Annotated in this window: 25 protein-coding genes and 1 pseudogene; 13 read left to right on the top strand and 13 right to left on the bottom strand. The window is 63.2% G+C overall.

Going from position 1 to position 23,947, the window contains the following annotated elements:
- Window positions 1–12: 12 nt before the first annotated feature.
- Together ABD884_RS13485 and ABD884_RS13480 are read right to left on the bottom strand one after the other, a co-directional pair.
- Window positions 13–1,059, bottom strand: a complete 1,047-nt coding sequence (locus tag ABD884_RS13485) for an ABC transporter permease (protein WP_345046449.1) — start codon at window positions 1,057–1,059, stop codon at window positions 13–15.
- 1 nt (window position 1,060) lies between these two features.
- Entirely contained in the window at window positions 1,061–2,542 is a 1,482-nt protein-coding gene (locus ABD884_RS13480) for a sugar ABC transporter ATP-binding protein (RefSeq protein ID WP_345046446.1), read from the bottom strand.
- Between the two features lie 219 nt (window positions 2,543–2,761).
- On the opposite strand from ABD884_RS13480, the gene ABD884_RS13475 reads away from it, so the two are divergent.
- Window positions 2,762–3,949, top strand: coding sequence for an ROK family transcriptional regulator (locus ABD884_RS13475; protein WP_345046442.1), 1,188 nt, complete (start codon window positions 2,762–2,764; stop codon window positions 3,947–3,949).
- A 192-nt stretch (window positions 3,950–4,141) separates the two neighbouring features.
- On the opposite strand, the pseudogene ABD884_RS13470 reads toward ABD884_RS13475, so the two are convergent.
- Window positions 4,142–5,166, bottom strand: a pseudogene (locus ABD884_RS13470) (transposase family protein); the annotation flags it as partial.
- A gap of 155 nt (window positions 5,167–5,321) precedes the next feature.
- On the opposite strand from ABD884_RS13470, the gene ABD884_RS13465 reads away from it, so the two are divergent.
- The 6 genes from ABD884_RS13465 to ABD884_RS13440 all read left to right on the top strand — a co-directional run bounded on the left by ABD884_RS13465 (window position 5,322) and on the right by ABD884_RS13440 (window position 10,016).
- The gene (locus ABD884_RS13465; RefSeq protein ID WP_345046438.1) at window positions 5,322–5,966 is read left to right on the top strand and encodes a hypothetical protein; all 645 of its coding nucleotides are present in this window, start codon (window positions 5,322–5,324) and stop codon (window positions 5,964–5,966) included.
- A gap of 632 nt (window positions 5,967–6,598) precedes the next feature.
- A complete protein-coding gene (locus ABD884_RS13460) occupies window positions 6,599–6,934 on the top strand; it encodes a hypothetical protein (protein WP_345046435.1) in 336 nt (111 codons plus the stop codon).
- The gene (locus tag ABD884_RS13455) at window positions 6,931–7,179 is read left to right on the top strand and encodes a hypothetical protein (protein WP_345046433.1); all 249 of its coding nucleotides are present in this window, start codon (window positions 6,931–6,933) and stop codon (window positions 7,177–7,179) included. The genes ABD884_RS13460 and ABD884_RS13455 overlap by 4 nt, the downstream gene beginning before the upstream one ends.
- 115 nt (window positions 7,180–7,294) lie before the next feature.
- Window positions 7,295–8,056 (top strand): SDR family oxidoreductase, encoded by a 762-nt coding sequence (locus ABD884_RS13450; protein ID WP_345046431.1) that lies wholly within the window; start codon window positions 7,295–7,297, stop codon window positions 8,054–8,056.
- On the top strand, window positions 8,056–9,375 hold the full coding sequence (locus ABD884_RS13445; RefSeq protein ID WP_345046428.1) for an MFS transporter: 1,320 nt from the start codon (window positions 8,056–8,058) through the stop codon (window positions 9,373–9,375). The genes ABD884_RS13450 and ABD884_RS13445 overlap by 1 nt, the downstream gene beginning before the upstream one ends.
- A gap of 98 nt (window positions 9,376–9,473) precedes the next feature.
- The gene (locus tag ABD884_RS13440; RefSeq protein WP_345046424.1) at window positions 9,474–10,016 is read left to right on the top strand and encodes a MarR family winged helix-turn-helix transcriptional regulator; all 543 of its coding nucleotides are present in this window, start codon (window positions 9,474–9,476) and stop codon (window positions 10,014–10,016) included.
- A gap of 170 nt (window positions 10,017–10,186) precedes the next feature.
- Here the strand turns inward: ABD884_RS13440 and ABD884_RS13435 are convergent, their stop codons facing one another.
- The 7 genes from ABD884_RS13435 to ABD884_RS13405 form a co-directional block, all read right to left on the bottom strand.
- Window positions 10,187–11,272: a PEP/pyruvate-binding domain-containing protein gene (locus ABD884_RS13435; protein WP_345046420.1), complete on the bottom strand. Its 1,086-nt coding sequence runs from the start codon at window positions 11,270–11,272 to the stop codon at window positions 10,187–10,189.
- 8 nt (window positions 11,273–11,280) lie between these two features.
- A complete protein-coding gene (locus ABD884_RS13430; RefSeq protein ID WP_345046417.1) occupies window positions 11,281–13,161 on the bottom strand; it encodes a PEP-utilizing enzyme in 1,881 nt (626 codons plus the stop codon).
- The gene (locus ABD884_RS13425; protein WP_345046413.1) at window positions 13,158–14,015 is read right to left on the bottom strand and encodes an HAD-IIA family hydrolase; all 858 of its coding nucleotides are present in this window, start codon (window positions 14,013–14,015) and stop codon (window positions 13,158–13,160) included. The genes ABD884_RS13430 and ABD884_RS13425 overlap by 4 nt, the downstream gene beginning before the upstream one ends.
- A complete protein-coding gene (locus ABD884_RS13420) occupies window positions 14,012–15,499 on the bottom strand; it encodes a pyruvate/oxaloacetate carboxyltransferase (RefSeq protein ID WP_345046410.1) in 1,488 nt (495 codons plus the stop codon). The genes ABD884_RS13425 and ABD884_RS13420 overlap by 4 nt, the downstream gene beginning before the upstream one ends.
- On the bottom strand, window positions 15,496–16,848 hold the full coding sequence (locus tag ABD884_RS13415; RefSeq protein ID WP_345046408.1) for an acetyl-CoA carboxylase biotin carboxylase subunit: 1,353 nt from the start codon (window positions 16,846–16,848) through the stop codon (window positions 15,496–15,498). Before ABD884_RS13415 ends, ABD884_RS13420 begins: the two co-directional genes overlap by 4 nt.
- On the bottom strand, window positions 16,845–17,384 hold the full coding sequence (gene accB / locus ABD884_RS13410) for an acetyl-CoA carboxylase biotin carboxyl carrier protein (RefSeq protein ID WP_345046404.1): 540 nt from the start codon (window positions 17,382–17,384) through the stop codon (window positions 16,845–16,847). Before accB ends, ABD884_RS13415 begins: the two co-directional genes overlap by 4 nt.
- 117 nt (window positions 17,385–17,501) lie before the next feature.
- Complete coding sequence (locus tag ABD884_RS13405; protein ID WP_345046400.1) at window positions 17,502–18,281, bottom strand: IclR family transcriptional regulator; 780 nt, start codon at window positions 18,279–18,281, stop codon at window positions 17,502–17,504.
- A 203-nt stretch (window positions 18,282–18,484) separates the two neighbouring features.
- Here ABD884_RS13405 and ABD884_RS13400 point away from each other — a divergent pair, with 203 nt between their 5' ends.
- From ABD884_RS13400 to ABD884_RS13375, 6 genes are all read left to right on the top strand, one after another.
- The gene (locus tag ABD884_RS13400; RefSeq protein WP_345046396.1) at window positions 18,485–18,625 is read left to right on the top strand and encodes a hypothetical protein; all 141 of its coding nucleotides are present in this window, start codon (window positions 18,485–18,487) and stop codon (window positions 18,623–18,625) included.
- Window positions 18,626–18,701: 76 nt separating this feature from the next.
- On the top strand, window positions 18,702–20,690 hold the full coding sequence (locus ABD884_RS13395; protein WP_345046393.1) for an acetoacetate--CoA ligase: 1,989 nt from the start codon (window positions 18,702–18,704) through the stop codon (window positions 20,688–20,690).
- A 214-nt stretch (window positions 20,691–20,904) separates the two neighbouring features.
- The gene (locus tag ABD884_RS13390) at window positions 20,905–21,351 is read left to right on the top strand and encodes a DEAD/DEAH box helicase (RefSeq protein ID WP_345046389.1); all 447 of its coding nucleotides are present in this window, start codon (window positions 20,905–20,907) and stop codon (window positions 21,349–21,351) included.
- A 70-nt stretch (window positions 21,352–21,421) separates the two neighbouring features.
- Complete coding sequence (locus ABD884_RS13385; RefSeq protein ID WP_345046386.1) at window positions 21,422–21,544, top strand: hypothetical protein; 123 nt, start codon at window positions 21,422–21,424, stop codon at window positions 21,542–21,544.
- A 67-nt stretch (window positions 21,545–21,611) separates the two neighbouring features.
- Window positions 21,612–22,052: a hypothetical protein gene (locus ABD884_RS13380; protein ID WP_345046383.1), complete on the top strand. Its 441-nt coding sequence runs from the start codon at window positions 21,612–21,614 to the stop codon at window positions 22,050–22,052.
- A 113-nt stretch (window positions 22,053–22,165) separates the two neighbouring features.
- The gene (locus ABD884_RS13375; protein WP_345046380.1) at window positions 22,166–22,492 is read left to right on the top strand and encodes a cytotoxic translational repressor of toxin-antitoxin stability system; all 327 of its coding nucleotides are present in this window, start codon (window positions 22,166–22,168) and stop codon (window positions 22,490–22,492) included.
- A gap of 286 nt (window positions 22,493–22,778) precedes the next feature.
- On the opposite strand, the gene ABD884_RS13370 is transcribed toward ABD884_RS13375, so the two are convergent.
- The 3 genes from ABD884_RS13370 to ABD884_RS13360 are packed head-to-tail and all read right to left on the bottom strand — an operon-like array spanning window position 22,779 to window position 23,934.
- Window positions 22,779–23,108 (bottom strand): hypothetical protein, encoded by a 330-nt coding sequence (locus ABD884_RS13370; protein WP_345046376.1) that lies wholly within the window; start codon window positions 23,106–23,108, stop codon window positions 22,779–22,781.
- 17 nt (window positions 23,109–23,125) lie between these two features.
- Window positions 23,126–23,566 (bottom strand): hypothetical protein, encoded by a 441-nt coding sequence (locus tag ABD884_RS13365; RefSeq protein WP_345046373.1) that lies wholly within the window; start codon window positions 23,564–23,566, stop codon window positions 23,126–23,128.
- A 26-nt stretch (window positions 23,567–23,592) separates the two neighbouring features.
- The gene (locus ABD884_RS13360; RefSeq protein WP_345046370.1) at window positions 23,593–23,934 is read right to left on the bottom strand and encodes a 3-oxoacyl-[acyl-carrier-protein] synthase III C-terminal domain-containing protein; all 342 of its coding nucleotides are present in this window, start codon (window positions 23,932–23,934) and stop codon (window positions 23,593–23,595) included.
- Between the last annotated feature and the right edge of the window lie 13 nt (window positions 23,935–23,947).

Raw genomic sequence — 23,947 nt, 5'->3', positions numbered from 1 at the left:
AATCGGCGGGAATTACTTGGAAACAGGTGCTGACACTGCTGGGGCGCGGGTCGTTGCGGCTTTCGGGGCATCCGTTCGGCGTTCGCGGAAGCGGCGGACTCCTGCGCGTGCGGCGATCAGAACAGCGATCACAATGACTGCGCCTTTGACTATTTGTTGGTCGAACGGCGAAATTCCCAGCAGGTTCATGATGTTGGAGAGGATGGCCAGAAGGATGGCGCCAAAGACCGTTCCGACGGCCCCGCCAATGCCTCCCATCAGGCTCGTGCCTCCGATGACAACAGCGGTGATGGCGTCGAGATTGGAAAGGCTACCTGCAGTTGGATCACCGACTCCAAGCCGTGCTGCCGTCATTACACCGGCCAGCGCGGCACACAGCCCGCTGATGGAGTAGGCAATGATCACGGTTCTGGTGGTTTGAACACCGGAGAGTCTGGCCGCTTCCATGCTGCCGCCAATTGCGTAGATGAACCGGCCAAACGCGAGGTATCGCAGGGCAAGGATTCCCATTACGGCGACCAGGAGGAAGACGAGGAATGGCCCCGGTATACCCAAGACGCTTCCGCTTCCGATGAAGTCGAAGAACGCGTTCAGATTCTCGAACTGTTTGGGGCCGCCATCGGTAAGACGGAGGGAAACACCTTGGATTGCCACCATCGTGGCCAGCGTCATGATGAACGGTTGGACCTTTAGGACGGCAACGCCGATTCCGTTGACCACTCCAGCGGCCACGCCCACGAGCAAACCGGCCACAACTGCCAGGGGAACGACCAGACCGTTGTTAATGAGGAGAGCGGTGGTGACTCCGGAAAGAGCAAGGATGGACCCTACGGAAAGATCGATGCCTCCGGTGAGGACCACGAAGGTCATACCGATGGCAATGACTCCGACGATCGCTGACTGCCGCCCGACATTTAGGAGGTTGCTGGGCTGGAAGAACGAAGGGACGGCCACCGCGACGACGATGACCACAATCACCAGGGAAAGAATCGGTAGCCAGTTATTGCGTAGCTTCAGGGACAAGCTGTTCGACGACTGCCCGGTTGTCTGAGTGGACACTTCACTTACCTCCAACGGCGTGGAACATGATTTCTTCTTCAGTGGCGACGGCGCCTTCGAGTTCGGCTGCGACCTCCCCGTGGTACATCACGAGGATTCGGTGGCTGAGAGCCAGGACCTCGGGAAGTTCCGAGGAGATCACGATGATGGCCAGGCCCCGTCGGCATAGTTCGTGGATCAATTCGTAGATTTCCTGTTTGGCGCCGATGTCAATCCCACGCGTGGGTTCATCAAGGATCAGGACATCGACTCCCGCTTCCAGCCATTTGGCCAGGACCACTTTCTGCTGGTTGCCACCCGAGAGGGTAGCCACCGGGGCAGAAACGTCGGAAAGCTTGATGCGCAGCGTCTGCGCATACCGGGCGGCCAGCCTGCGGTCGCGTCCCGGCGATACACTCGTCCTCCGGTCCTTCAACATGCTGACCAGGGGGATATTCATGGCCGTCGAAAGCGACGTGAATAATCCTTGGGTCTTCCGCTCCTCCGGAACCAGCCCGAGGCCGGCGTCGATGGCTTTGAGCGGATTCCCGGCTTTCAGGCTCTTCCCCTTTAACAGAACCTCACCGCTGGTGTACGTGTCTGCTCCGTAGATTGCTCGCGCAAGTTCGGTGCGACCTGCGCCTCGCAAGCCGGCCACTCCGACCACCTCGCCGGCCCGGACATCGAATGAAATATCGTTGAGCACGCCCTCGCGCGTGAGGTGTCTGACTTCAAGAACCGTTTCTCCGAGGGTGGCGTTGACTTCACGTTCACCTCTAGTGAATTCCCTTCCCACCATCTTGGAAACAAGATCATCGTGGCTCGTCTCGGAGATCCTGCCAGCGCCCGTCAGCTTTCCATCCTTCAGAACGATGTATCGATCTGCGAGACCGAAGACCTCCTCGAGCCGGTGGGAAACGAAGATGATGCTAATGCCACGTTCTTTCAGACCGTGCACGAGCTCCAGCAGGTGATCAACATCCTCACCGCCTAGAACTGCTGTCGGCTCGTCGAGGATCAGAACCTGCGCGTTGCGGTGCAACGACTTCGCGATCTCGAGCATCTGCTTTTCGGCCACGCTCAACTCACGGACCTTGCGGTTGACATCGACGTTGAGACCAAGGCTTCCTAGAAAATCGCGCGCCTCGCGCTTGGCGGCCTTCCAATCAATCACACCCTTGCCAGGGTAGGCGCCGAATACCAGGTTTTCCGCGACGCTGAGGTCTGGGAAAAGATTCAACTCCTGATAGACCGTGGCGATCCCGTGGGCTTCGGAGTCCTTGGGGCTGTGAATCTGAACCGGGTTGCCATTAATCGTGACCTCACCGCTGTCCGGCTGATGCGCTCCAGACAGTATCCGGATCAGCGTCGATTTTCCGGCTCCGTTTTCGCCGATCAACGCCAGGACCTGCCCCGCGTGCAGGTCAAAGCTGACGTCCTGCAGCGCTTGAACACCCAGGAAGTGCTTTGAAAGGTTTTTCACCTCGAGACGGGCTACCATCATGCCTCCATGCATAGTTGGCATCTGTAGACCTCTGTGTCTACCGCTGAATTAGCCAATACAGTTACTCTAAAAGAGCCAACAATCAAGCAAAATGTGCCTGATTTATTATTTTTTCGACATAAATAAGGCCTTCGAATGCGCTAGGAGCGTCACATGGGTTCGTTGTGGACGGAAGTCGGGCTGCTGCATCAGGAGCAAAATCTGGCTCCTGATGCAGTAGTGGCCAGAAGCGTGGTAGCGCGGCTCATCGCGGACGGTACCGACACCACCCGCACGGATCTGGTGAAAGCAACAGGTCTGGCCCGCTCCACTATCGAAAACCACCTCAATGTCCTGCTCGACCATGACCTAATCGAAGACGCGGGACTTGGGCCCCAAAGCAACCGGGGGCGCCCGGCGCAGGCGTTCAGGATAAGTGCAGGCAAAGGCGTCATCCTGGTGGCAGACGTGTCCAGCCGGACGACGAGGCTGGCGGTTACGACGCTTGACAAGCAGATTGTCGCGAGAGATGAGATCTTCGCGTCCGTCGACGACGGCCCGGACCAGGTTCTGGATGCTATCGCCAGGTCCTTCGAATCGATGCTAACCAACAACGCGCTGAGCGAAAAAGATGCCCTTGTCATTTCCGTTGGTCTCCCAGGACCTGTCGACGCCAAACTCGGCATCGCCGTCCGCCCCCCGCTCATGCCGGGGTGGGACGGGGTTGGGGTTTGCCGTTACTTTGCTCAGCGCTTCGGCTGCGACGTCATCGTCGATAATGACGTGAACCTAATGGCTTTAGGAGAAGCTCGCTCCTACCGCGGAGAGTTCCTTCCCCTACTAATGATCAGCATCGGCACCGGAGTAGGCGGCGGGTTCGTCAGCGAGAGCGGGCTTCTGCTCCATGGAGCCGACGGGGCAGCCGCCGACATTGGGCACACTAAGGTGGACGTAATGTTCGACACCCTTTGTCGCTGCGGAAATCATGGCTGCCTGGAAGCGGTTGCATCCCTTGGCGCCATGGCGGAACGGGTTTCAGGACTTCGCAAAAAGCCGGTAAGTGAAGGCGAACTCTTTGATCTGCTCGTGCGAGGTGATCCCACTACCGTGAGCGTGGTGCGTGAAAGCGCCACAATAGTGGGCCAGGCAGTTGCAGACCTAGTCAATTTCTGTAACCCAGCCCGCATCGTTCTGGCGGGTGCGATCACGCAGTGCACGGAAGACATTCTTGCCCAGATTAGAAGCGTCGTTTACCAACAGGCCCAGCCGCTGGCCACACGCAATCTATCTCTGATGCACAGCACACTCGGAAACGAGGCTGGCCTCATAGGGGGAATGATATCCGGCATAGAACAAGTCCTGTCGCCGCGCGGTATCGCCTACCACACCCGCCACTCGGACTCCACTATGCTGCCACTCGGTCTCTAACTGAACAATCCCAGAAGGCAAGGAACTCCTGGGTGGTCCCCGACCATTCTCAGGGCACGTCCGTTTGACAAGGCTCTGCCGTCCGGCCGCAGCACCAGCCGTAGTTATGCAGACGACTTCGGGCATTCCGTGCTTCGAAAAATGAGATCCACGAATTGCGAATGGTGGCTGCCAAGCCATGATCCATCGATCGACGGTGGGTCGCCGGATCGTGCCGGTCCTGGCTTTCGCGAAGGACCCTTGCAGAGGATCCCTGCGGTGCGGGTGAGGTTGAACGCGATGCTTGCGAGCACCAGCCATGTGCTATTGGCGGTGAATTTCCCGGAAGGCAGGTGAGCCAGGGAACTGCCCTTCAGGTCGGCGTGGACCTGCTCGATGAGGGCATGGCCCGCTGGGTTTTATCGGCCGTGACCGTGTCCAGAGCCCAGGCGGGGACGGTGGTGAAGAACGCGTGGTGGCGCCAGGTATCGAACAGAGTCAACTGCCCTTCACCGGTTCCCGGGTTCAGGTCCGGGATCCTGCGCACCACGAGCCGGCCGGGCATCTGTTCGGCTTTCTCCCGGGAGCTGAACGCTGTGAAGGGAACCTCGGCGACTTCGGCACGGACGAGCACACGAGCGGTGTTGCCGGTGCGTTTAAGCGTGGAGCACGCGTCAGTGATCAGCCGGTTGGCACCGCGGGCCGTGTTCGCCGCACCCTTGGGCAGCTGCTGGGCCAGAGAACCACCGGCGGGCAGTCCGCGGTGGACGCCGTGGCCAGCAGGGCGTTCGTCCCCCGGATCCAGGAGTATCCGTAGCCGGATCCCTGTTTCTGATGTCCGTGGAGCTCGACGATCGTGTCATCAACGTCCAGGAAAACGAACTGGCCCGTTGATTGCACCGCCAACAGCGGCGCATGTTTGGCAAAGCCGGCCAGCAGGCGGGACGCCACAGCACCGCGCTGGCGGACATGCCCGGAACGTGAATGCCCGTAAGGAACGAACCCAGGGTCGAGGGCGCATACGCGTTGGCGAACAGTTTGCCGGTTCCGCCGTGGCGCAACCGGGCCATGTCAACAATCGAGTCCGCCCCGGCCAGCATTCCGGCCACGAGGGAAGCGATCTTGAACCCGGCATTCGCGACCTTGTCCGTGGAGACAGACAACCACGCATCAGCCAGCTCCCGCAGCCACAGCGGTGAAAATGCTGGTCCGCCATTGGTAAACGTCCTGAGACTCAAAGGACGAGGCCCCGCAACATCCAAGCGGGTCGAGCCCACAGCAATAGTCGGCGTCGGCGTCGACGTCGGACTTTAGTCCCTGTTCCGGAGGAGGGCTCCGGCGTAGGTTGGCTGTGGAGTCCTGAAAATCGGGGGCCTACACCAAAGGGGGCATCATGGCCAGACGCAGGCTTGCGGCGTTCAGCGTTCTGGGGGCCTGTGCCCTCTTTGCGCTCTCAGCCTGTTTCGGCCCTTCCGCCCCGGCGCCCACGAGTAGCTCTTCCACACCGAGTGCTACAGCAACCCCCGTCGCCACCCTAAGTGCGACGGCGAGCCCGTCCGCGCCGAGCAGCCCGTCGATTGAACCGACCCCCACGAGTCCGGCAGCGACTACCCCCACAGGGCTCCCGGAGCAGGTCGCGCCGCTGACGGTCTACTACGTCGCGATCGGCGACAACGGCACTTCCGGGCCGATGATCGGCTGCGGCGACAGTCTCGTCGCCACGACCACGGCCCCGGTCAGCTTCACGGACCAGGTCGGCCCCAGCATCAGGACCTTGCTTGCGAATAAGAGCCGCGCCGTCGGCATGTCCGGGCTCGTGAACGTCCTATACCAATCGAACCTCACCTACCTCGGCGGGGAGTTAGACGGCAGCACAATCACGATCTACCTCTCCGGGCAGTTCATGCTGTCGGGCGTGTGCGATATCCCGCGCGCGAAGGCACAGTTGGAGTACACCGCCATGGCTGCGTCCGCGGCCACGAGCGCCCGAGTTTTCGTCAACGGCCGTCCGATCGACGACGTGCTCAGCCTCAAGTAGTGCACGTCAGGGAAACTGGCGAAGATGAAGAGGGAGCATTTTGCTGGGTCCGGACCGCATCTCCACGTTTCCCGCGTTCCGGAAGGGCTTGAGATGCGCTTCCGTGTCAGACCGCAGCGGGAACCCGACTGGGGACCTTTTTGCCTCCAGGGATGCCGGGGAATCTTGGAGGATCCCACCGGGTGCCGTCCAGAGCCAGGACCGCCCCTGCCAGCCTTTTAGCGCACCGGCCAACCAAGCGATGGCGTACCAGATCGAGATTGTCCCCGCCGCCCAGAAAATCCCCGCCACCGGGTAGCGCCCCTGAACACGTACTCACGTGCCGAACAAGACCCCGAAGAAGGGCCAATAGCCTCCGAGCTCCTCGGGCCATCGACCCGGCACCGCTCCGCAGTCACGCTGCGCCGGATTGGCCCCCGGCTCGCCACCCGGTTCGCGACACATTTTCTTCGCGAAATGGGCGTTGCCGGGTCGGGATGGGGAACTTCGGCTGGGACGGAGTCGTCTTCCACTGTCCGGGCAGGCATTGTCGTGACCTGGACTATTTCGACCCTCCGGTTGGTCGGCCGCACCATGAGTCCGCCCTGGCGGTAAATCTTTACACCGTGCAGTCCCGGAGTAACCATTGGTGGATGACCCCACCTGCAGCAACCCTTACCGTGGCTTTGGACGACGTGGGAGATACCTCATGGTGGGCAAGGATCCTGACAATCCTCGGATCCCAGTACGGGAGCACCCGACAGCGTTCTGTGGGCCAGGTCGACGGGAAGATCCGCTACAGGAGCTCTACCTTTCCCGTTGCAGGGTCAGTCGGCCCGATCTCCCCTCAAGAGCAACGGGCTCCGGGGATGACGGCTGCACTGGAAGAACTGCAGCGGGATCTGGGCAGGGACGGGTGGAGAGAGACCGCTCGGGGGAGGGATCCGTGGTCACTAACGTATGAGCGGGTGACATCCGGTCTTTCGTGACCAGACTGCTTGGACGCCGATCGACAAGTACTGCCGATCGACAAGTACTCCGGGACCTAAGCGACGAGGAACAGGCCACCTTGGCTGCACTCTTGCGCAAGGTCTCCGACAACGCAGAACATGCCCTCACCGCATCGACGGAAGGCCCAATCCCCAGACATGCTGCGCATGCTCGGCGTGACCTCCTCGAACCTGAGCCCCAGGCCGCTGACGCAGCGTCTCGCTACCAGGGTCCGTCACGGTGATCGAAATCATAGATAGTTCGCTGGCGAAATAGGTATATGCTTTTGCATGTAAAAGAAATTCCGCCCTGACAGCCCTAGGTTCGCTGCCCCGGCGCATCGACTAAGGAAAACCGCAATGTCACAACGCGTCCTCATCACTGCAGGAGCCAACGGAATCGGCCTGGCCATCGCCCGTGCCTTCGCCGCCAGTGGGGCCCGGGTCCATATCGCGGACATCAACGCCGAGGCGGTCAGCGCCGTGACCGGCAGCGACGCCAACATCACCGGCTCCGTCACTGACGTGAGCAACCCCGACGCCGTCGCCGCCCTCTTCGCGGATGTCCAGAGCGAACTCGGCGGACTCGACGTCCTCATCAACAATGCAGGGATCGCCGGCCCCACCGCCTCGGTCGAAGACTACGACGCCGGTGCTTTCGCCGCTGTCATCGGCGTCAACCTGCAGGGAACCTTCAACGTCACCCAGCGGGCCATCCCGCTCCTGAAGGAATCCGACGCCGCCTCGATCGTCACGATGTCCTCGCTGGCCGGCCGCTTCGGCTACCCAAACCGTGTGGGTTACTCCACCACCAAGTGGGGCCTGGTGGGCTTCGCGAAGACCCTGGCCATGGAACTGGGCCCGTTCGGCATCACCTCGAACACGATCCATCCCGGCGCCGTGGACGGCCCCAGGATCATGAGCGTCTTCGAAGGCCGCGCTTCCGTCTCCGGCCGCACGGTCCAGGAGGAAATCGACTCCGCTATGGCCAATCAGTCCGTTAAAAAGTTCATCAATCCCGAGGACATCGCCGCGCTGGTCCTGTTCCTGGCCGGCCCGCACGCTCGCACCATCTCCGGGCAGATGTTCCCCATCGACGCCGATTCCAAAGCCGCCGTCTGATGGCCGCCGAAACCATGGCCCCGCAGTCGACCTCAACCACTGCGGCCGCCGACAGCACCGCCGCCGCGCCCCGTAACGGGGGCCTCTGGCGCGGGCGCGTCATACTCATCCTGGGCATCGTGCTAATGGGGATCACCCTGCGGCACGCCGTCACCGGCCTGTCCCCGCTGCTACCAGTCGTGCGGGAACAGCTGGGCATCGGCGTCAGCGGCGCGAGCCTGCTGGGCATGCTGCCCACCCTGAGCTTCGGCGTCGCCGGTTTCCTGGCGCCGGTGCTGATCCGCCGCCGCGGACCCGAGCTGACTGCGGCCGCAGCCATGCTGTTGGCCGCCGCCGGCACCTTCGGCAGGTCCCTGACCGACAGCGTCCCGTTGTTCTTCCTGCTCAGCGTGGTGGCCTTGTTCGGTATGGGCTTCGGCAACGTCGTCGGGGCACCGCTGGTCAAGAAGTACTTCCCGGACCGCCAGGCCGCCGTGCTCACCACGTTCGCCCTGCTGATGCAGGCCGGCGCGACACTGCCAGCCATGACCGCGGTGCCGTTGAATAACGCCGCCGGCTGGCGGGTGTCCATCGCATCCTGGTCCGTCCTTTCACTGGCTGCCGCGCTGCCCTGGCTCATCCAACTGGCCCGCATCCGCCGGGCGGGTTCCACCGCTGGCACCCCCGGGACAGTGGCCGCCATTCCCGGCGCTTCCGGCCCGCGGCTCGGCCTGGCCCAGCTGGTCACCAGCCGGATCGCGGTCGGCACTGCCTTGTTCTACGCGATGGCGTCGCTGAACACCTACGGCATGCTCGCGTGGCTGCCGACCATCTTCAAGGGCTACGGCATGGACCTGAACACCGCCGGCGCGGCATTCTCCGTCTTCACCTTCATGACACTGCCGATGGCCTTCATCGTCCCGCTCCTGGCCACGAAGATAAAGCGCGTTTTCCCGCTCGCGGCAGTCCTCGCCCTCGTCTACCCGGTGGGCTATATCGGATTGATCCTCAATCCCGGGACCCCTATGCTTTGGGCGTTCATCATGGGCCTTGGCGGCGGGGCGTTCCCGCTGGCCATCACGATGTTCAACCGCCGCACCCGCACCGCCGCCGGCTCCGCTGCCCTGGCTGGGTTCGCCATGGGCGTCGGTTACCTCTTCGGCACACTCGGGCCGCTGCTGGGCGGGACCCTGTTCGCGGCGACCGGTGGCTGGACCGCGGCCCTGATCATCTTCGCCCTCACGGGTTTGGTCATGCTGGCCGGTGGGTGGATGATGACTCCGCGCAACCATTTCCTGGAAGACAAATTCACGCCCGCAACAACGGCCGCGCTGAAATAGAACGCCGATCCGGGGCAAAGGCCCACCCGGAAATCCGGTGACGCCTACGCCGTCGAACGGGCACATTGCGACGGTCAGAAGTCGAGAGAGGGAGAAAAATGATGGCACCCGGCGGTTACGTAGACGGCGATCACGGCGATCACGGCGATCACGGCGACTACATCGACAGGGTACAGGATCAGTGGCAGGGTATCTTTCCTGATGTCAGCAGTGAACCGGCGGGGATCATCGCTCGGGTCCGCAGGCTCGCCCAGCTCATCCAGCTTCAAAGCGATAGCGTCCTGATGAGCTGCGGCATCGGCCGGGCGGAGTTCGATATCCTTGCTTTGCTGACCCGGACGGGCCGGCCCATGACGCCGTCGGAACTGGCCTCCGATCTCCTCACCTCTCCGGCGGGCACCACTAAAAGGATCAACAAACTGGTGGACGCCAGGCTGGTAACCCGGGAAAGCAACCCGCAGGACGGTCGCGGGGCTTTGATTCGTTTGACCCCGAAGGGCCAGGAAACCATCCTTCCTGTGCTCCGCTCTGTCTCCGACTTTGAAGCAAAGCTCACCGGCTTCATGTCCCCAGAGGACCGGATCGACCTGACCACGCTGCTCCGCAGCCTCCTGACTCACGTCGAAGCGGCGGAGCGGTAGACCACAAAGATAACGCGCCGGCGATCTCCAAACACACCCGTCTCGGCCCCGGGGGCACATGAATCCGTGCGGGCCGAATATGACCCGCCCGTCCGGCCCTGAACAAAGCTGGTCCGGCCGTCCTAAGGATGGCCGGACCGGCTTTTGCCGCTTAAGGAGCGGCGAAACGTTCAGTGCCGGTGTGAGGCATCGTGCGTATGGGCAGGGACGGCCGTCGCCCCGGAGATACTGCCCGTGATCCAGGACATCATGCCCGCACCGGCATCGAAGGCCGGCTTCCGGACGGCATTGGACCAGACCGTCTCCGGACGGCACTGGAGCAGGATCAGGTTGCTCCCGGCGGGAAGTTCCTCGTCCACCGCGAACTCGATGTCCTGTGGCGCCTGGTGCATGCGCTCCAGCTTCTTGCCGAGCGTGGCCAGGGCGACGACTTCATCGTCCTGCAGGCACAATAGCTCGCGGCGTTCGGCAGGAACCTCGACCGGCGCGTCCCCGCGGCGATACTCGATGATCTTGTTTCCCAGTGTCCGGTCTGCGATGCCGAGGCCCACTTTGTCCACGACAAAGCGGTCCGGTGTCACCTCTCCGCCGACCACTGAAAGGCCGAGGCCCCAGCTGGCTTCCATGACGATCTTGGAGCGATCCCCGCTGGTGGGGCTGAGCGTGAACATCACCCCTGCGGCCCGCGCCCGCACCGTCTTCTGGATCACCACTGCCATCTCGATGGCATGTGGGTCTATTTCCTTCTCGGCCAGATACGAGAGGACCCGTCCGGCGAACACGCTGACATAGCATTTGTGCACGTACTCGAGGACGGCGTCGGCCCCGACGATGTCCACCCACGTCTCGAACTCCCCGGCAAAGCTGGCGCCCACGGAGTCTTCCGCGGTGGCACTGGAACGCACTGCCACCGCGATGTTGTCCACTCCGGTGTCGACGCAGAGCTTGGCGTACGCGGCACGGATCGCGTTCGCGATCGCTTCGGGAAGGGGCACTCCGGTGAGCCGTTCGCTGATGGTGCGATCGGCGTCGTCGAACGCGGTCTGGTCCCGGCCACTTCCCAAGGCATCGAGCACGCCGCGGGTGAATTCCTGCAGGCCGTCAGTCTGGAGATAGCTGCGGTAGGCTGCCGCGGTAATCGCAAAGCCGGGCGCGACCGGCAGGCCTGCGGCGGTCATCTGGGCGAGCCCGGCGGCTTTGCCGCCGACTTCGCGGACGTCCTGGCAACCGGGGTCACTGAATTCGTGGATGTACATGGGCTCTCCTATCGGACCGCGGGGGCGGCTTCAGTTGCGGTTTCGGTTTCGAGCGCCGGTTCGAGGACGACGACGGTCCCTGCCTTGCCGTCGATCCGGACCCTTTGGCCTGTGGTGAGGCGGGCTGTGGCAAAGCCCGTGCCCACCACCGCAGGAATGCCGTATTCGCGGCACACGATGGCGGCGTGGCACATCATCCCGCCGATGTCGGTGATGACGCCCGTAGCGACGGCGAAGGCCGCAGCCCACGACGGTGCCGTGATCGGAGCCACGAGGATTTCACCCGGCTGGAGCAGAGGCAGGTCCTTTTCGGAGCGAAGGACCCGGACGGGGCCTTCGACGATGCCGAGCGAGCCCGGGATGCCGTTGAGCTTGTCCGTGGCGCCGTCGGAGGCGCCGAGCCAGTCCTGCACCCGTTCGGTGGTGACGCCGTAGTTCATCACCGCGAACGGGTCCGTGACCTGCTGCGGCGGAATCCCGTAGGCAGGCGGGGCGCTGGCGGCCTGAAGTGCCGCGACAATGGGACGGCGGCGGGCGATTTCGGCCTGCCAACGCTTCTTTCCCCGGGCAGGGACGCCGATGGCCCATGAATCCACCACGTCGAAGAGGGCCATGTCCAGCTCGAAGCGGTTGAGGTAGAACATGTCCCCGGCGGTGTCGAGGAAGCCGGCATCAACGAGGAAGCGTGCCAGGTCCCAGGCCTTTTCCCAGAACACCTTGTGGGACCAGTGCTCCACGTAGATGTTGTGTTCTTCGATGTACGGGAAGACCTTCCGGGCGAGGCCGAGCAGTTCGTCAAACTGGCGTGCCTCATCGCCGGTAAGGAGGGCGCGGTATTCGTCCACGATCTCGTCGCGTTCCTCGCGAAGCCGCTCGATGGGCCGGGAGATGTCTTCGCCGTTGGCAATCTTGACCGCGTAGCGGGAGATGCCCTGCAGGGGGATGGAGAGGTCGCTTGCCCAGGTCTCCTGGTCGTGGGTGAATCCGTACTCGGCAAAGTAATTGAACCAGGGATCCTTGGCCGCTTCGAACTCGGCAAGCCAGGTCCGGCCGTTGGTGGTTTCAGCCAGGGCAGCCAGGATGGCGTCCGGGCCGCTGTCGCCGGCGATGATGGGGTTCAGGTCCAGCTCGTGGGAGAGCGCGGCGAGCTTGCGCAGTTCGTCGTCCGGCCGGAAGGCCAGGACGTCGACGCCGGCCACCATGCGGGAGATGGATTGTTCGCTGATGAGCGGGAACGCCTGCTTGCAGAACTGGAAGAAGGTGATGTAGCCGCCGTAGCCCAGGTTGAGGAACTCGAAGTGGTACTGCCAGATGGAGAAGAATTCATCGATCAGCCGGTGGTAGTTCTCAATGACGGCCATGGCCGAGGAACGCCCGCGGGCTTCCATGACGACTTCTGCGGGGTCGTACTCGGTCAAGCGGGGGAATTCGATGGTGCGCAGGGAATCGATGGCGCCTTCCATCTTGGTTTTCCATTTTCCGTAGAGTTCGTCCCAGTTGGCGTAGTAGTAGCCCGCGCGTTCCTGGAAGATGGCGACGCGCTCCTGGATCCGCGCCGGGTCTTCAACGCCCAGCGGCGAGATGTAGACGTACCCGTTGACCACGCGGACGTCCAGGCCTAGGGAAACGGGCAGGGCGAATATTCGGGTACTGAACGTTCCCACGCCGAGGTACACGGCCTCGGCGCCGATGCTGTCGAACGGGTGGCAGCCGCGGGACCAGTGCATGGTGTCTGCGAACCAGAACTGGGCGTTCTCGTGCTCTGTGGTTTCCTCGGAGGGGACGAGGTAGTAGGGGTACATCGACTCCCAGCCTTCACCTCCGGCCGGGGTGGTGGATTCGTTGAAGAAGGGGAAGCGTGCTGCGCTGCCCGGGGTGGTTTCGGTCATGATGTGGCTCCTTGCGACAGTGAAAGGGAGGGGGTAAGGAATTCAAGCAGTTCCGCGACGTCTGCCAGCGCGAGATCCGGCCGGGCGGCGCCTTCGAGCGTGGCAAGCAAGCCGGGAGAGCTTGCGCCGGAGAGGATCAGGGCACTGTTGGCACCCATGGACCGGGCGAGGTCGATTTCGACGGTTGCATCGCCGACCACGGTGACCTCTGCGGCGGGAAGGCCCAGCCTGCGGAGCAGGGTTTCGCCCAGGGCGGCAGAGGGTTTTCCAACGACCTGCGGCTCGGCCCCGGCAGCCCAGCCGATGGCGTTCGCGATGGCTGCCGACACGCAGACCGATTTGCCGAGGCCGCCATGGAACCATGGCACGTCCACGGTGGTGTACAACGGGGCGCCGGCGTCCACCGCCAGGCTGGCCGCGTTGATCTGTTCGGTGCTGTACCCCTTCGCGGCCCCGACGACCACGACGTCGGGAAGTTCAGGTTCCCCGGGATCGGCAAGGGCGACGCCCAGGCTGCGCAGGGGAGCAGCCAAACCCTCCGCGCCGAGGGCCAGCACCCGGGACCCCGGGTGGCGGTGTGCAATGTACTCGGCGGCTGCGCTACCGGCAGTAACGAAATCCTCGTCACGGACATCGATTCCTTGCGAGCGGAGATGGGCGGCATACTCGGCTGGGGTCTTCTCCGAGGCGTTCGTGCAGACAACGACGGCGTGGCCGGCAGCGTAGAGCGCTGCCACCAGCTCCGCGGCGCCCGGCATGGCTTCCCCGCCGGCACCGCCGGCGCGCTTTGTGCGCATCAGGCAACCGTCTACATCCAGTACCCAGCCGTGGGACTTTCTTACTGCGTCGCTCATGCCGTAACCCCCTGGGTAGCGACCCCATCTTCGGAGGGGTCGCGTTGGATCGAAAATGTGGTGCCGCCGTCGGTGACGGAAACCGAGGTGGACGGCCGGTCATTCACCGCTGCGAGCAGCCGTTGCAGCGTTGACGCGGCGGAATTCTTCTTCGCGGCATACATGGTGTCCACCTGCTCGGCCGGCATCACCGCCCGGAGCAGCAGCTCCTCCTCGCTGATCGTGGCGCCGAAGCGCCGCCGCAGATCCGCGATGGTGACGTCGCCGCCGTCGTTGACCGGCTGTTGTCCGCGTTTGGTGGCCATGGCCCGGTCCATCAGTTCGGGGTTCACGGCACCGGGCAAGGGGCCGAAGTCGCCGCGCAGCAGGTCGATGACTTCGTCGGAGATCTGCTTGTAGCGCTCTCCGGTGATGACGTTGAGGGTCGCCTGCGTGACGATGTACTGCGCAAACGGCGTCATGACGATCGGCCAGCCGAGGTCCTCGCGGACCTGGACGGACTCCTCGATCACTTGGTCGAAAAGGTCCGCCCGCCGGATTTCAGCTAGCTGCCGGCGAGTGGTGGACTGCACGCCGCCGGGAATGGTGTGCCGGTAGTAGGCCTCGTCGTACTCGTTGGGGCTGCCGGCGGGCAGGTTCTTGATCCGTCCCTGACGCTGCAAGTAGGCCGACGCCTTGGCCATGGCATCCAGATCGACGTTGACACTGTGGCCGCGGGCCCGAAGGTTATGGACCAGCCGCTGGGCTTCCGGGTGTGAGCTTCCGTTGGCCAGAGGCGGCAAGGCGCAGTGGATGGTCTCGATGCCGAGGTCCGCGGCGTCGAGAACGGTGATGGGGGACAGTCCGGTGGTGCTGTGCGAATGGATTTCGTTCAGCCGGGTGGTGTTGAGGCTGGACCGCAGCACCGGCACCAGGCTTTTCACCCGGTGCGCGGTCAGCAGCCCTGCCGGGTCCTTCAGGTAGACGCTGTCGATCGCGTCGCAGTCGTCGAGTTCCTTGGCCTTGGTGGCGAAGTATTCGTCGGTGTGGACCGGGCTGGTGGTGTAGCAGATTCCGCCGATGACTTCTTCGAAGCCGACCCGCTTAGCCATTTCGGCGGTGCGCTTGGCGCCGTCCATGTCATGCATTGGATCGATCACCCAGAGACGCTTCACGCCGTTGCGGACCAGCAGCCGGAAGGCCAGTTCGAAGACGGCGTCCGGAGTGCGGTGGAAGGTGATGAACCGTTTGCCGGTAGTGAGGAAGCCGAGTTGCGTGTTGGGCATCAGCTCGCGGGCGGTCCGCAGCCGTTCCCACGGATCCTCCTGGTGGTACCGCACGGCGGTGGCCATGAGGGTGCTCGAGACCAGCTCGATGGCGTGGTATCCGACCTGGTCCAGCAGCGGAGCGACGCCCTTGACCATCCGCGTGGTGACGCCGGTGGCGCCCCAGATGCTTTGGTTGCCGTCCCGCAAGGACACATCGACGAGTTTGACGTCAGTCATGAGTTCACCTTTTCCGTCATCAGTTCGTTCAGCCAGTGGGTGGTGACCGTGTTGTCCTGGAAGTCTGGATGGGCCAGGATCTTGCGCAACAGAGGCAGCGAGGTGGTGACTCCTTCGATCTCGAATGCTGCCAGGGCCTGTTCCATGCGTTTGATGGCGGCGGCGCGGTCCGGTGCCCAGGCGATTTGTTTGGCCATCAGGGCGTCGTAGAACGGCGGGAAGCGGTAGCCCTCGTAGATATGCGTATCGAGCCTGAGTCCTCCGGCGGCGGACGGGCGCCAGCGCGTGACGGTTCCCGGCGAGGGTCGCAGCTCGTTCTCCGGGTCTTGGGCCGTGATGCGGCATTCGATGGCATTGCCAGTCAGGGCGATGTCGGACTGGGTGAAGGACAGTGGCTCGCCAAGCGCGGCCAGCAGCTGTTCACGGACAAGGTCGACGCCGGTGATCGCCTCGGTGACCGGGTGCTCCACCTGCACGCGCGGGTTCACCTCGAGAAAGGCCAGCGAATCACGCTGCACGTCGTAGAGGAACTCCACGGTTCCCAGGCCCACATAGTCCAGGGCCTCGGCGATGCGCAGGGCGCTTTGGTAAAGGAGCGCCCGGGTAGCTTCGGGGAGTACAGTGCACGGTGCCTCCTCCACGACCTTCTGGTAGCGGTACTGTACCGAACACTCCCGTTCGCCGAGGTGGACGCGGTGGCCGTGGCGGTCGCCAAGGATCTGGACCTCCACGTGCTTGGCGTCCTGGACGAACCGTTCCAGGAATACGGTGCCGTCACCGAAGGAGGCTTCCGCTTCGGAGGAGGCCAGCTGCCAGGCCTCGGCCAATTCCGTGGTGCTCTCTACGAGTTTCATGCCGCGGCCGCCGCCGCCGTGCGCTGCCTTGATGAGCACCGGGTAGCCGATGCGTTCGGCCAGCTGCTGCACTTCCTCGGCCGTCTGGGCGGTGCCGCCGGCGGAGACCGGGACTGCCACGGATTCGGCCAGCCGCCGGGCCGTCAGCTTGTCGCCCAGGACGCGCAGCGCCTCCGGCGACGGGCCAATGAAGGTCAGCCCGTTCTCTGCACACAGTTCGGCAAAGGCCGGGCGTTCGGAGAGGAAACCGTAACCCGGGTGCACTGCCGTGCAGCCGGTGGAAATCGCAGCCTGAACGACGGCGTTCATGTTCAGGTAGCTGTCAGAAGGACGGGGCCCGCCGAGGGTTAGCACGCGGCCGGCCCTCCGGGCTGCCAGGGTGTCCTTGTCCGCAGATGAGACTCCGAGGACTGTGTCGTAACCCAGCCGGTCGCAGGCCTCAATGAGGCGGACGGCGATTTCGCCCCGGTTTGTTATGAAGATGCGGTGGGTCATGAGGCGGCCCGGATGGCGAACAGAGGCTGTTCGAACTCCACCAGGTCCCCGTCTTTGACGAAGACTGCGGTGATCTCACCTGCGGCGCCGGCGGTCACCGAGTTCATCAGCTTCATGACCTCAACAATGCACAGCACGGCGTCGGCGGCCACCGAGTCCCCGACCTGGACGAAGGCCGGCTCGCCGGGCTTCGGGGCGCCGTAGTATGTTCCCAGCATTGGTGCGGTGACCAGGATGTGGCCCTCCCGCAGCGCGTCAGGGCTAATGGCGGGGGAGTGCCCATTCACGGCGGCCGGCATTGCGGCCGGTGCTGGAACGGGCACTGCGGCCGGTGCGGGAACGGGCGCCGGCGTAGACACGGCCACCGGGTTGCCTGGACCGGCAACATCCGGAATGTGGCCCCCTCGGCGGACATGCAGGCGCAGTGCACCCTTCTCGTACAAGAAATCAGTGAACTCTGTTTTGTCGAGCTGCTCGATGATCGCAGCGAGCTCTTCCAGGTCGACGTCCATATGCGGGAAACTTCCTTCGTTCATGCCTGTCGTTGTTGAACAGGCCGGAATGTGGTCCGTGCCACATTGCGAGCGTACGAAGGGCGTACCGCTCTCCGCAATGATTTCTGAAGAGATTCCGCTGTGCGTAATTTGGTGATCTTAGTGAGGCTCGCTTGCCCCCGTCAGCAGCTCGGCCTCCGTTGCGGACGCGGCCTCCCTGAGCGCCTTGACGTGATCCGGGACTTTGCCCTTCTGGTATCGGGCTGTGGGGATCGCGGTGGTGAAGGCTGCCATGGGCTTGCCCGTGGCATCTCTGATGCAGACGCCAAGGCCACTGACGCCCTGCTCCGTCTCTTCAGTATTGACTGCGTACCCGGTCTTGCGGACCGCAGCCAGTTGCCGCTTTAGTGCGGGGAGAGTATGAACTCTCGCGGTTGGCCACGGCGTCAGGCCGCCGCGGTAGAGCTGCTCCAGTTCCACGTTGCTGAGTTCGGCCAGGATCGCCTTGCCCCCGGCGGAGCAGTACGCAGGCATCAGATCCCCCATCCTTGCTTTCACATGCAGCGCCGCTTCAGACTCGATGCCGTCAATGAACCGCACATGCGAACCGGCCAGGACCATGAGTTGGACGGTATCGACGACGTCGCCATAGAGCCTCTGCAGTGCCGGGCGCGCCACTTGGCGCAGCTGGTTCACCGAGAACCGGCTCTCGCCCTGGGGGACCAGTTGGGATCCCGCGCGGTAGCGCCGTTCCCGGTCCTGGGTGGCAAAGTCCCTGGCCACCAGCGTCCCCAGTAGTCGGTGCGCCGTAGAGGGAGCCACCCCTAACCGCTCCCCGGCGGACTTGACGCTTAAGACCTCCCCCTCTCGCAAGAGGACGAGCAGCTGGAGGGCTCGGTCCACGGATTCCAGCTTCACAGGATTCTCTAGATTTCGCATAGCAGAATCTTGGCATAACCCACCCGCTCCGGCTAGGGACGGTCGGCCGGCTGGGTTCCCTTCGAGACCTTGGAAAGTGCTAAACGGGTACTCCGAGTCAAATTTCGCTAAGCGAAATTGTGAACAGAGTTGTGGACGCTTGCGGTTTTGTGTGACTACGATCACTGAACGCTCCCTGAGCTTTGCACAACAAGAAAGTGGACATGGACGTCTTAGCCCAAATACGGCACTCAAGGATGACCCGGTTCCAGGTAATGGCGATCGCAATCGCACTGACCCTCATCCTGATCGACGGGTTCGATGTGGCCGTGATGGCCTACGCGGCACCGAGTCTCTATGGATGATCGGCCTTGGCCGAAGCGCCCCCGCCATCTAGGCAGTCCCCCCGTTCTTCCCCCGAATTATCCAGAAGGAAATCTCATGCGTTCTGTTGAAACCGGCACCCTGCTGCGAGCAGCCCCCGAACGGGAGGAATGGTCCGGCTACCGGATGGGCCGCTTCCTCGCGGGCATCGAGCGGAAGACGGGCAGAACGTTCGCCGGGTACGAAGACGCCTGGCGGTGGTCCGTGGACAATCTCGAGGAGTTCTGGGCGGAAGTCTGGGACCACTTCGAAATCATCACGCACACCCCCTATGAAACCGTGCTGCGGGATCACAAGATGCCCGGGGCCGAGTGGTTCCCGGGTGCGACTATCAATTACACCGAGCACATCGTCCGCGCGCTTCGGGGACGCCCGGACGATGTCATGGTCAAGGCCCGGAGCCAGACCACCGGCAGTTCCGACTGGACCGGCGCCCGGCTGCTGGACGAAATCGGCCGGATTCAGCAGGGGCTGATCCGGCAGGGCGTCAAGATGGGGGACCGTGTGGCCGGATACCTGCCGAACATCCCGCAGACGTTGGCCACCTACCTGGCCACCACAGCGCTGGGAGCGATCTGGTGCTCAGTGCCACCGGAAATGGGACCGAAGTCTGTGGTGGACAGGATCACCCAACTCGAACCGACGCTACTCATCGCGATCGATGGCTACCGCTGGGGGAAAAAAGACCTGTCCCGCGCTGACGACATCGCCCGGATCCGGCTGGAACTTCCCGAGACGCAGGTGGTACTGCTGCCGTACCTGAATCAGGACTGCGAGCTACCCGCCGACACTATTGCTTATAGTGACTTCACCGGGGACGGTTCGGAGATCCGTTTTGAGGCCGTGCCTTTCGCGCACCCGCTGACGGTCCTGTTCTCCTCGGGAACCACCGGCAAACCCAAGGCAATTGTGCACTCCCACGGCGGGCTGCTGCTGGAGCACTTCAAGGCCATGGGGCTGCACTTCGACATGGGGCCAAAGGACACCGCGTTCTGGTTTACCACCACCGGCTGGATGGTGTGGACCCTTGGCATTTCCACCCTGTTGACCGGCGCCGCCGTCGTCCTGATGGACGGCGACCCCAACTGGCCCACGCTCGACGGCGAATGGTCCCAGTGGGGCGTAGCAGCCGAAACCAAGGCCACCTACCTCGGCACCGGCTCCGCCTACCTTGCTGCGTGCGCGCACGCCGGTCTCACGCCCGGCACCACGTGGGATCTCAGCCGTCTGCGGGAAATCCAATGCTCGGGTTCGCCCCTTGCGGCGGATGTCGCGGCCTGGGTGTACGACGCCGTCAGTCCGGATCTGGTGCTGGCCCCCACCTCCGGAGGTACTGATATATGTGCCGCCTTCCTGGGTGCCAGCCCGCTCACGGGAGTCTACGCGGGCGAAATGTCCTGCCGGCCGTTGGGCGTCTCAGTGGAGTCGTGGGACCGCGACGGACACCCGCTGCACGGCGTGGCGGGCGAACTCGTAGCAACCAAGCCCATGCCCTCGATGCCGGTTTTCTTCTGGGGGGACAAAGACAACGCGCGTTACACCGACAGCTATTTCAGTGCATACCCGGGCGTCTGGCGACACGGCGACTGGCTTATCGAGACCGAGCGTGGGACCTGGGTGATTTCCGGCCGGTCGGACGCCACCCTGAACCGTGGCGGCGTACGACTGGGCACGGCCGAGTTTTACGCCATCCTCGATGGCCTGCCGCAGGTCAGCGACAGCATGGTGTTGCACTTCGAGGACCGGGCCGGCGGCATGGGCCGGCTCGTCCTGCTCATCGAACCGCAGGAAGGCGCCGATACTGTCCATCTCGAGACGGCTGTCCGCCGCGCACTGCGGACAGAGCTGTCCCCCCGGCACGTGCCCGACGACGTCGTATTTGTCCCCAGCATTCCCCGCAACCCTTCCGGGAAGCGGTTGGAAATTCCCCTCAAACGCGTCATCCAGGGCGCGGTCATCGGCGAAACCTTGGATCCCGGGGTGCTGGTCAAACCGGAGGACGTCGAGGACACGGTGCGGATTATTAAGGCGGCATTCGCCGCATGAACAAGCCCGCCATTACGGCCGAGGGCGGCCCCTCGAAGGGTCTACGGCCCGTACATCGGCCGGACTGGCCCGTACTGGTCAGGTTTTCGGGACTACCGAATGTTTTCAAGGCCCGGAATGCAGTTCGAGGCCCACCATAACTCACACCATCTCGCCCCCTGCTCCGCAGCAGCTACCGCGCCACCCGCATGAGGTTGCCGAGCCGTCGCTGGCTTTGAAGCTCCACCGGACTTCCTACAGTTACGACGGCGTCGCGGAGCCCAGCGCGCCTGGCGGGACTCCCGCCATCTACAAGGACTTGATCGCCAACGAGGATCGCCTGCAGCAAATCTACGACGACGTTATGGCGGCTTACGAACAAAACTCGCGAATTCTTTTGCTGACGACCTGGAAAACCCATCTTGATTCCTTCAGGTCCCGGTTCGAGGCGGATGGTCTGAAACCGATGGTCTTCACCGGGGCAATGAAGACGAAGGAACCACAAGCCGCCGTCGAGCGTCTTTCCAACTCCGATGACGCGCAGCCGCTGCTGGTGTTGGGAACCGGCTCCCACATTGGCGAAGGCTTTGATTGTCCGAAGCTGGACACCTTGTTCCTTGCGGCACCCATTTCCTTCAAGGGCAGGTTGGTCCAATACGCCGGCCGAATCATCCGACCATAACCAGGGAAAACGGTCGCGACCCATGATGAGTCCACTCCGGTCTTGGCAGCTTCACTGAACAATCGGGCGCATGGGTACGTCTCGCTCGGGTTCCCTGATCCGCGGAAACTGCCAAGCGAGTGACGTCGGCACCCCCGCGGGAACAGTCTTCGGTGATTTTGCTATGGCATCAGCCACCAAATGGTCCCAGTGACGACCACGGAACGGAAAGCGACATAGAAGTACTTGACGTACTTGATGTACGTTCGGATGATGGATATATGAGCACCCCCGCACATGAGGCAGTCGGTGGACACGTCTACGGGTTTACCCAGGCACGGGATTCGTTGAAGACGATCCTCGATGCCAGCGAGCGGGGAGGGCTGTCCACGATACGGCGGCCTGACCGGGCTACAGCCGCCGTGGTCAATGGAGAGAGCTTGCGTCGGTATCTGGAACTGACGGTCGTCGCCAATGCCCAGGTCGTGAACGAGGACGGAGCATGGGCTGTCTTCATGCCGGGGCAGCCTTTTGCCGCTGAGGCCACGGAACTGGCTGAAGCCTTGGCGGACTTCGTCGATGCTTTGCGGGACTACGCGGAGGACTGGGAGGACCATTTGCACGCGGCGCCCAATCACCGCGAGAACTGGGCCTTGGTTCAGCTCATTGACCTGTCCACCGATCAGCAATTGACCGCCTGGCTCACCGGCTCGGTGGCATGAGCGTCCGACGCATGGGCGGACGGGACGACCATGAAAAGTTCTGTCTAACCGAGCGCTGGGAGCTGGTGACGAATGCCCGGGGGAAACCACTGCGCCATCACGCGACCTACCGGTTGAGTCTGCAAGATGGACGGATCTTGCGGACCCGGATTTCCCGCCCGGTGGATCGCACCACGTATTCGAGTTCGATCTGGAACCATATTCTCCAAGATCAGCTCGAGGTCGGTGAGGATGAGTTTTGGGCATGCGTCGATGACGGAGCCTTGCCTGCCCGCGGAATGGCAGCCCCTCCCGCTTTGGCTATTCCCCTGGCGCTGGTCTGGCAACTCACCCACACCGTTGGACTGAATGAACGAGATGTTGCCCGCATGACGAAAGAGCAGGCCGTTCAGGCGATCAACGATTACTGGATGTCGCAAGGGGAGGGACAGGTCGATTGAGACGTTTCCCCGGTTGGTCGGACAGACCGCATTTGCCGTAGGGGACATTCGTCTCCGTGAAAAATGTGCTGATACAGATCTGTCACCCGGTGCCTATTCATTCAGGGCGGGGAGTGCCTGCGCGTGCATGACGTGGCTGGAGGTGGGGAAGTGGTGACGGTTCGGCTTTTCCGCTTCAGTGTCGCACCGGCCGTCTGGTCATAGGAGCAGAGCGGGTGTCCGGCGAACGCAGCGTCGGCATCTCGGCGAACAACGTCACCCCCTGGCCGGTCGTGCCTGGAGCCGGTCATGGTGTGGTGTCCTTCCTGCCGCGGTCCCGGGACGCGGCGGGCTCCTCGATCACCCAGGCTTCGTGGTATTCGGTTTTTTCGTAGAGCTTCCGGATCTGTGCCGGGTTCACGAGCCAGAGGATGGCGCCGTCATCAGTGACAGAATCGACACAGCCGCTGTCCACCAGTTGTCCTTGCAGCCGGATCTCGACGCTGGCACCTGCAAGGGTGGTCCAGTCTTTGACGTAGCGGGGCTTCAACACAAGCGGACTTTCGTGAACATGTCGACGGCGGACGGCGGGCGGGGCTGTGGGTACAAGGAAGAATCCAAGCGGAGTTCGCAACACCGGGCGGGGCCTGCGGATTACTGCAGTTTCCGGCTTGGCGTGTTTACTGCTGTTGTCAGCTGTTCGTTGCCGGCCAGATACTCGAGGCAGGCGTTGTAGTCGGCCATGACTTCCTCGAAATTCCGTAGGCGGGGCTGGGTGCCGCTGGTCCCGGGGGTGTCCGTTTGGGTGAGTTGTGGCTGGCGGTTGCGTTTGCCGGCGGTCAGGGTTGCGATGCCCCAGTAGGTGGTGGCCGGGGTGACAGCAATGCCGATTGCGTTCAGCGGGTCGGTAAGGAGGTTGCGGGTGACCGATTTCCAGGCGGCAAGGACAGACTCGTGGAGCATTTCGACTTTGTCGTTGTCTTTGAGGTCGTAGGCCCGGAGCAACTCTTCTGAGAGGGTGTCCCACTCTTCGGCGGACCGCACGAGCAGATGGGCGGCCCGGACACGGGCGCTGGTTTCGTTCAAGGAAGGCATTTGTTTTCTTTCAAGGCGGGAGTCGGTTAACAGGACGTGTCTGCGGTGCTCGGCGTGCGGATGACCTGGCCTGCGTAGGAGAATCCTCCACCGAATCCGAAGAGCAGCACGGGGCTGTCGGGTGGGAGTTGGCCGCTGCGGATGAGTGCGTCCAGCCCGGCTCCGATGGCCACGTCCGCGAACGATTCGGTGTCGGCGACGCGGCGTGTTTCGATCCCGACCCTGGTGCGGATCCATTCGTCGCTGGTCTCCACTATCCGGCTGAGCTCGTCGTTGCTGAGAACCCTGTCCGGCTGGTAGGAACCGACACCGACGATCCGGGATCCGCGCGCGGGAGCCTGCGCCGCGTTTTGCTGGGAGGCAGTCATGTCGCTCCTTGGG

The sequence above is a fragment of the Arthrobacter methylotrophus genome (assembly GCF_039539965.1).
Lineage (GTDB): Bacteria > Actinomycetota > Actinomycetes > Actinomycetales > Micrococcaceae > Arthrobacter > Arthrobacter methylotrophus.
Note: the sequence above shows the minus strand (reverse complement) of the source record. Positions and strands in the feature narration are given on the sequence as shown.